The sequence below is a fragment of the Noviherbaspirillum sp. genome, assembly GCF_035944575.1.
Lineage (GTDB): Bacteria > Pseudomonadota > Gammaproteobacteria > Burkholderiales > Burkholderiaceae_D > Noviherbaspirillum.
On record NZ_DASZBA010000205.1, the window covers coordinates 1 to 6,175 of the forward strand.

A 6,175-nucleotide genomic window follows, 5' to 3' on the forward strand; every position below is an offset into this window, starting at 1 on the left:
AAGACGGCCACCGGTTCAATTGCGGGGTTGTTTATCTGCCGCCGTCCGGTGCACGCGATGGCGTAGCCGAACTGATCCGACTGAATCCGGAGCTTCGAAAGATCTTCATTGTCACCGAAAAAATATCGGTGCACGATGCTCGGGAAATTCGGTCAATGGGCCAGTTGAACGGCATTGATATCTTCGGCGCCAACTGCCTCGGCGTGGCCGATGCTTGGAACCGGGTACGCATAGGCGGAGCGTTGGGCGGAGAAGCGCCGGCGGAGACCTTGAGGAAAGGTTCGATAGCAATCTTCTCGAACTCGGGCGGCTTCACAACCACGATTGCCACCTACCTGCGTATGGCCGGATGGGGCACGACGACGCTCATCTCCAGCGGGAAAGATGTCTATATTCATTACGCTGCCCCTGAGTTCGCGTTTGCACTCGCCAATGACGCGCGCAGCAAGGCTGCCGTGCTTTACGCGGAACCGGGTGGATATTACGAACTGGAGGCACACTTCAACAAGCCAATTGTTGCGTGTATTGTCGGTCGTTGGAAATCGAAACTAACCCGAGCAGTGGGCCATGCAGGAGCAATGGCCGGGGGCAATGATGATGCCGAAGCGAAGGAGCGATGGTTCATGGACAAATTGGGTGTCGATGGCATATACACACCGGAGAGGCCCATCTTTTCAGCTAAAGGCGCACTGGTCACCAACATCGCCCATATTACCGCCGCTCTAACCGCGGTAATGCGTGAAAATGGCACCCGGCCAGACTTTGCTCCAGAAGGCAGTATGGAACTGAAACCCTGGTTTGGTTCCAGTCAAGGCCTGCCGATACCCAAGGAGCTGGACATCCCGCTCGTGCAGGCTCTCCCACCATACAATGCGCAGATCGCCCAGTTGAATCGACAGCTTGGCGCCGTTTTTCCGCGTCAAGCCATGAAGGATACGTCAGGGGCTTCGCAAATGCACGCAAAGACTCAGGTCACCAGCCTGCACGGCGTGACCATGCTCGAAGCGGCCCAATTCTCTCTTGAATCAAATTTCAATTTAGCGCTACTGCGAGAGCCTGGCGGCAGAAACGATTGGGAATTGGTCAATGTGGCGGTCGGCGCTGAAATGAATCGGCATGGAGATATCGCGCTTGTAGCAGCGCAGGCCGCACGGGAGGCAGGTAATGCGCCCAACTCCGTTATTGCAACGGCTTGCAGCATTGTCGGGCCCAATCGGGTGGACAAAGCACGCAAAGCGGCCCAAATCCTGTTGGATTTGTTCTCAAGGGCCGGGCTGAAAAGCGCTCTGGACGAGCGTTTCGACTTTCAGACAATAGAGATCGATACCGAAACACGAAAATTACTCATTGCCGAAACTGCGGACCCGCTGGCACAAAGGATGTTGGAAGGAATCAAAGCCCGCAGTGTGAAGTCCGTATTTATTCGTTTTCTCGTGGGCTTAGGAGATTATCCGACTGCTGATGCGGTAATCGCTGCAATTGTCACGACCCTTGCCTGGGGCCCCCTGATGCGCAAGCGTATATCGCAAGCGACAGCAGCCAACCTTCCATGGTGGATTCGTCTTTTCGGCATGGTCTTGGGCGCGTCAGCACCATCGACGCAACACGAAAAAACACGCTTTTGCGGCATCGATCAACAAGATATTCTCGGCACACGTTCGCTAACGGAAATGGCTTATCGAGCCCTGCTCGGGCAAGAGCCGACGCCAGCGAATCTGTTTGCGTTCCAGACGCTGGTAGGCCTGCTCCTGACGAATGGCCCCGGTACAATTTCCGCACAAGGTGCTAAAGGCGCCGTGTCGGCAGACGGACCTGAAAATCCGGAGAGGGTTCAGCTCAACAAGGCGATGGTCGGCTTTCTTACTCACTCAGGCTATACCCATGGAGGCAATGGGTATGAAGGAATTGCTTTTCTGGTCGAGCAGTTTAGCGACACCGGGCTTATCGATCCGGCAGACCCCAATCATGGATTGGATCTGAAAGCGCTCGCTACGCGCTATGTGGAAAAATACGCCAACTACAAGGCCAAAAAGAAATCATCTGGCAGTTTGGACTTGCAGAAAATTCCCGGCGTCAACCATCCCGTATTCAAGGACCGACCGGTCAATCATGATCCTCGTGAAGTGTATGTGCACCATTTATTTAAGAAGCGCGGCGAATACAATATATTCCACGAGTACTACCATGCTTTGGTTCAGGCGCTATACGACGAGGGTGTTTCACGCACTGTGTACTGCGTCAACATCGACGCCGTCATTGCGGCATTGCTTCTGAAAATTTTGTGGCAACCGTACCGGTCCGGCATGTTCCCGGCCCAAGTGCTGGAGACAGCGGCATTCACTATTTTCCTGTACGGCCGAGCATTGGGCTGTGCAGCGGAAATAGAGGATCACCTGAACCGCGGACGTAACATGGATATGCGTACGCCAGCATCGCAATGCCAATTCGTTAGCTGATATATAACGGGACACTGTTCGGCCAATTGAAAGCGGTCCAGCCGGGTTCTTTGAAGGACTGGTCAGGTATAATTTCGGATTTGACCGCACAAGAAATGATCATGGAAGCCGAACGCCTCAATGCTCTCTCCGCCCTCCTCGCGGACCTGACGACCCGCGAAGCCGAACTACGGAGGTATCTTTGACTTCGATGTGAAGTCGGAGAAACTGGAACAAGTCAACGCCGAACTGGAAGATCCCAACGTCTGGAACGACCAGAAGCGCGCCCAGGACCTGGGCAAGGAAAAGAAATCGCTGGAAGCGATCGTTCATACCCTCACTAAAATCGATACGGACCTGCGTGACGCCAGCGACCTGTTTGCAATGGCACGCGAGGAGCAGGACGAGGATACGCTTCTTGCTATCGAGCAGGATGCCGAAGAGTTGCGAAAACTGGTGGAAGGCATGGAATTCCGCCGGATGTTTTCGAATCCGATGGACCCCAACAATTGCTTCATTGATATTCAGGCCGGCGCCGGCGGTACGGAAGCGCAGGACTGGGCGTCGATGCTGCTGCGCCAGTATCTGCGCTATTGCGAGCGCAAGGGTTTCAAGGCCGAAATACTGGAACAGTCCGACGGCGAAGTGGCTGGCATCAAGACGGCCACCATCAAGGTCGAGGGTGAGTACGCATACGGCTTTTTGCGCACCGAGACGGGTGTGCATCGCCTGGTGCGGAAGTCGCCGTTCGATTCCGCCAACGGCCGACATACGTCGTTCTCGAGCATTTTCGTCTACCCGGAGGTGGACGAGTCCATTGACATCGACATCAATCCGGCTGACGTCCGCGTGGATACCTACCGCGCATCCGGCGCGGGCGGCCAGCACATCAACAAAACCGATTCCGCGGTGCGCCTGACGCACGCGCCTTCCGGCATTGTCGTCCAGTGCCAGAACGACCGCAGCCAGCATCGCAACCGCGCGGAGGCGTGGGAAATGCTGAAGTCGCGCCTGTACGAACTGGAGCTGCGCAAGCGCATGAGCGAACAGCAGAAGCTGGAAGACTCGAAGACCGATGTCGGCTGGGGTCACCAGATCCGCTCTTATGTGCTGGATCAGTCCCGCATCAAGGACCTGCGCACCAACTTCGAAATGGGTAACACCAAAGCGGTGCTCGATGGCGATCTGGACGGTTTCATCGCCGCTTCGCTCAAGCAAGGTGTGTAAGCACGTCCCTTACCTTAGACAGACTATTCATGACAACTGATAACCAGAACACGGCGCCCATCGAAGACGAAAATTCCATCATCGCGGAACGGCGCGCAAAGCTTGCCGCGATCCGCCAGAAAGGCGTCGCATTCCCGAACGACTTCCGCCCCCAGCATAAAGCGGCCGATCTGCAGGCGCAGTATGGCGACATGGGCCGCGAGGAGCTGGAGGCGCTGGCAGTACAGGTCAGCATCGCCGGTCGCATGATGCTCAAGCGCGAAGCCGGGAAAAAGGCTGCCTTCGCCACCTTGCAGGACGCCTCGGGACAAAAAGCGGACGGCCGCATCCAGCTTTACATCACGTCCGACAAGACTGGCGAAGCGGAGATGGAAGCATTCCGTCACTACGATCTTGGCGATATCCTCGGCATCGAGGGCACGCTGTTCAAGACCAAGACCGATGAACTGACCGTGAAGGTAACGACCTTGCGGCTGCTGACCAAATCGCTGCGGCCGTTGCCCGACAAGTTTCACGGCTTGTCCAACCAGGAGATGAAATACCGGCAGCGCTATGTCGACCTGATCATGAGCGAAGAAACGCGCCGCACATTCAAGGCCCGCACGGCCGCGATGTCGTCGATCCGCCGCTTCATGTCCGAACATGGCTTCATGGAAGTCGAGACACCGATGCTGCATACCATTCCGGGCGGCGCGGCAGCCAAGCCATTCATCACCCACCACAATGCACTCGACATGGAAATGTTCTTGCGCATTGCGCCGGAACTGTATCTGAAACGGCTGGTGGTCGGCGGCTTCGAGCGGGTGTTTGAAGTCAACCGGAATTTCCGCAATGAAGGCGTTTCACCCCGCCACAATCCGGAATTCACGATGATGGAGTTTTATGCCGCCTATGTGGATTACCGGTGGCTGATGGACTTTACCGAAGCAGTCATCCGTCAGGCCGCCATCGACGCCCATGGCACTGCCTGCCTGAATTATCAAGGGCGCGAACTCGACCTGAGCAAGCCTTTCCACCGGATGACGATTGTGGAGGCGATCAACAAGTTTGCGCCGCACTACGAAAGCGCACAGCTGCAGGACGCTACGTTCCTCCGCGCAGAATTGAAGAAGTTCGGCGTCGCGCCGCTGGCCAACGCCGGCCTGGGCGCGCTGCAACTCGCGCTGTTCGAGGAAACGGCCGAGGCGCAGCTCTGGGAACCGACATACATCGTCGACTATCCCGTGGAGGTCTCGCCATTGGCACGGGCGTCCGACACGATACCCGGCATCACGGAGCGGTTTGAGTTGTTCATTACCGGCCGCGAAATCGCCAACGGTTTTTCCGAACTGAACGATGCCGAAGACCAGGCGGCACGCTTCCAGGCCCAGGTGGCGGCCAAGGATGCCGGCGACGAGGAAGCGATGTACTTCGATGCCGACTATATTCGTGCACTGGAATATGGATTGCCGCCGACAGGCGGTTGCGGTATCGGCATTGACCGGTTGATGATGCTCATTACCGATTCGCCGAATATCCGCGATGTCATCCTGTTTCCGCATTTGCGGCGTGAGGACTGATCGCTTCACCGTAGAAAGGACGTCCACGGACGTCCTTTTTTTATAATGTTTAATAAACGAAACAGGGTTACAAAGGCTTACAGCTGACACATTAAAGGACTTTTTTCAATTGATGCCACCTCCGATAATTTGTCTACGTGCATGGTTCACAAGATGCACACCACAGGAGGTTCATCATGGAAGCAAGCAAAACAACAAACCGCATTCATCCACTCATCGCCGGCGCAGCCATTTCGGTCATGCTGGTCAGCCTGACAGGTGTCGCGGCCATCACCGGCCTCATTCCGAATTCCCACGGCACCGCATCGCCAGCTGCAGCGGTTACGCCAGCAACAGCGCCGGCACTCGCCACCACCGCCACATCGCCGGCAGCGCTGATGGATGCCAAGGACACCAAGGTTACGCTAGCAGAACCAACCGAGGAAAAGCCCAAAGTCGCACCGGCTCCCCAACCCCGCAGCTATGCACCCCGTCCGGTCCAGAAGCCCCAGCAGTCGCATGCCCGCACCAGCTATGAAAGCAGCGCACCGGTTGCGCAGGCGCCGAGCATCTGCACGAGCTGCGGACGGGTCGAGTCAATCCAGGCCATCCAGCAGCAGGCGCAGCCGAGCGGCATCGGCATGGTTGCCGGCGCGGTACTCGGCGGCGTCCTCGGCAACCAGGTCGGAGGCGGCAGTGGCCGCAAGATCGCTACCGTGGCGGGGGCTGTCGGTGGCGGCTATGCAGGTAACGAAGTGGAAAAGCGGACGCGCTCCGTGACGTCATATCAAGTCCACGTGCGCATGGAGAATGGCGAAGTGCGCAGCTTCCCGTACTCTCAGCAGCCGGTCTGGAATAGCGGCGATCGCGTGCGCGTAGTGAACGGCCAGCTGACTTCGCGCGTTTAAGGACGCGAGCGGCATCAATGACAAATAAAAAAGGCGGCAATGCCGCCTTTTTTATTTTGTGAATTGC

Annotated in this window: 4 protein-coding genes; all 4 read left to right on the forward strand. The window is 56.8% G+C overall.

Translation table 11 applies throughout. From position 1 onward, the window contains the following. Positions 1-2,456, forward strand: a 2,456-nt coding sequence (locus VGU61_RS16260; RefSeq protein WP_326860251.1) for a CoA-binding protein, incomplete at its 5' end; no start/stop codon positions are given. 101 nt (positions 2,457-2,557) lie between these two features. Then, positions 2,558-3,662, forward strand: a protein-coding gene (gene prfB / locus VGU61_RS16265) for a peptide chain release factor 2 (protein ID WP_326860252.1) whose coding sequence is annotated in 2 segments (ribosomal slippage) — positions 2,558-2,638 and positions 2,640-3,662 — 1,104 coding nt in all. Because the reading frame shifts where the segments join, the coding sequence is not laid out codon by codon here. A 29-nt stretch (positions 3,663-3,691) separates the two neighbouring features. Then, complete coding sequence (gene lysS / locus VGU61_RS16270; protein WP_326860253.1) at positions 3,692-5,221, forward strand: lysine--tRNA ligase; 1,530 nt, start codon at positions 3,692-3,694, stop codon at positions 5,219-5,221. 176 nt (positions 5,222-5,397) lie between these two features. Beyond that, complete coding sequence (locus VGU61_RS16275; protein ID WP_326860254.1) at positions 5,398-6,108, forward strand: glycine zipper 2TM domain-containing protein; 711 nt, start codon at positions 5,398-5,400, stop codon at positions 6,106-6,108. Positions 6,109-6,175 lie beyond the last annotated feature (67 nt).

What these genes read in the sequence shown, in the direction of transcription:
- VGU61_RS16275 (WP_326860254.1), top strand. Translation starts at nt 5,398, where the DNA reads ATGGAAGCAAGCAAAACAACAAACCGCATTCATCCACTCATCGCCGGC.
- lysS (WP_326860253.1), top strand. Translation starts at nt 3,692, where the DNA reads ATGACAACTGATAACCAGAACACGGCGCCCATCGAAGACGAAAATTCC.